This window comes from Pseudomonas sp. BF-RE-22 (assembly GCF_019956155.1).
Taxonomy (GTDB): domain Bacteria; phylum Pseudomonadota; class Gammaproteobacteria; order Pseudomonadales; family Pseudomonadaceae; genus Aquipseudomonas; species Aquipseudomonas migulae.
Genome location: NZ_JAHBDD010000085.1, coordinates 1 through 1,755, shown reverse-complemented (window position 1 = coordinate 1,755; position 1,755 = coordinate 1). Strand labels below are relative to the sequence as shown.

General features: G+C 63.2%; 1 protein-coding gene. It reads right to left on the bottom strand.

The features are described 5' to 3' along the window. Positions 1-89 precede the first annotated feature (89 nt). A complete protein-coding gene (locus KGA82_RS27215; RefSeq protein WP_008027814.1) occupies positions 90-1,598 on the bottom strand; it encodes a sigma-54-dependent transcriptional regulator in 1,509 nt (502 codons plus the stop codon). Positions 1,599-1,755 lie beyond the last annotated feature (157 nt).

Genomic DNA, 1,755 nt, shown 5'->3' with positions numbered 1-1,755 from the left:
GGCGATGGCGTCTTCAGCATCGCCATCGCCAGCAAGCCGGCTCCTACAGGTCGAGGTTTCTCGAAAGAATCCGTTCGAACCAACAGCTATTACGGCTTGTTGGGGATGCCGTACTTACGCAACCGATGGGCAATCGCGGTGTGGGAGGTTTGCAGGCGGCTGGCCAGTTGCCGCGTCGAGGGGTAGCTGACGTAGAGTTTTTCCAGCAGGGTCTTTTCAAACTCTTCCATCGCCTGCTCCAGGCTGTCGACTTCTGTGTCGCTCTGGCGCGCCACGGAGGTGCCGGCGATGTCGAGGTCGCCGATGTCCACCAGGCTGCTTTCGCAAATCGCCGCGGCGCGAAAGATCACGTTCTGCAATTGCCGCACGTTGCCCGGCCAGCGGTTGCCCAGCAACGCCGGGTAAGTGCCCGGCGCCAGGCGACACACCGGTCGCTGAATCTGCGCGCAGGCCTGCTGCATGAAATAGCGCGCCAGCAGCAGAATGTCCTGGCCGCGTTCGCGCAGTGGCGGGACTTCGACGTTGAGCACGTTGAGGCGATAGAACAGGTCTTCGCGGAACGAGCCCTCGCTGACCATTTTTTCCAGGTCGCGGTGCGTGGCGCTGAGGATCCGCACGTTGACCTTCACTTCACGATCACCGCCCACCCGACGGAAACTGCCGTCGTTGAGGAAGCGCAGCAATTTCGCCTGCAAATACGGCGACATTTCGCCGATCTCATCGAGAAACACCGTGCCCTGGTTGGCCAATTCCATTAGCCCCGGTTTGCCGCCCCGTTGCGCGCCGGTGAAGGCGCCGGGGGCGTAGCCGAACAGTTCGCTTTCGGCGAGGTTCTCTGGCAATGCCGCGCAGTTCAGTGCCAGGAACGGTGAACTGTGCCGCGCGCTGATGGCGTGACAGGCCCGGGCGACGAGTTCTTTGCCGGTGCCGGTTTCGCCCTGGATCAACAGCGGCGCATCGAGGGCTGCAACCCGCTGCGCGCGGGCCTTGAGCGTACGAATCGCCGGGGATTCGCCGAGCAGCGCATCGAACCCTTCGGCATGGTCGTGGTGCAGCGCCGAGAGGCGTTCGCCGATGCGGTTCGGTTGATACAGCGTCAGCAGGGCGCCGGCGTCGGTGATCGGCGTGGCGTCCAACAACAAAGTCTGGCCGTTGACGGTGATCTCCCGCAGCGGCAGACGAAAGCCGTGCTCCAGCAGGGCGTCGAGCAATGCGGGATCGGCAAACAGGTCAGCGACACTTTCACCGGCCGGTTCGCGACCGTACAAGGCAATCAATGCCGGGTTGGCCAGCAGCACCTTGCCGGCGCTGTCCAGGGCCAGTACCGGGTCGGTCATGGCCGCGAGCAGCGCATCGAGTTGCAAGTGTCGACGTTGGCCGGGAAGGATGTCGACCACCGTCATCGCTTGCACGCCGCGCACGCTGAGCAAGGCGTCGTGCAGCTCTTCGAGCACGTCCGGGCTCAGGGTCGGGGCGTCGATGTAGACGTTGGGCGGAACCATTTCCACCGCATCCAGATTGAGATTGCGCCCACCGAGCAGGGCCAGGACTTCCTGGGTGATGCCGACGCGGTCGATGAAGCTGACGTGGATACGCATGGGGCGGTTTTTTTATCTGACGTGCGGAGGGTGGCAAGTATGCCTTGGAGGAGGGGTTCAGGTGAAATCCGCTGATGCGCACGCCACCTGTAGGAGCCGGCTTGCTGGCGATGGCATCTCTGCGGTCTGTCAGATACACCGAGGTGATGCCATCGCC

Coding starts and splice junctions, on each gene's coding strand:
- KGA82_RS27215 (WP_008027814.1), bottom strand. CDS start 1,598: ATGCGTATCCACGTCAGCTTCATCGACCGCGTCGGCATCACCCAGGAA.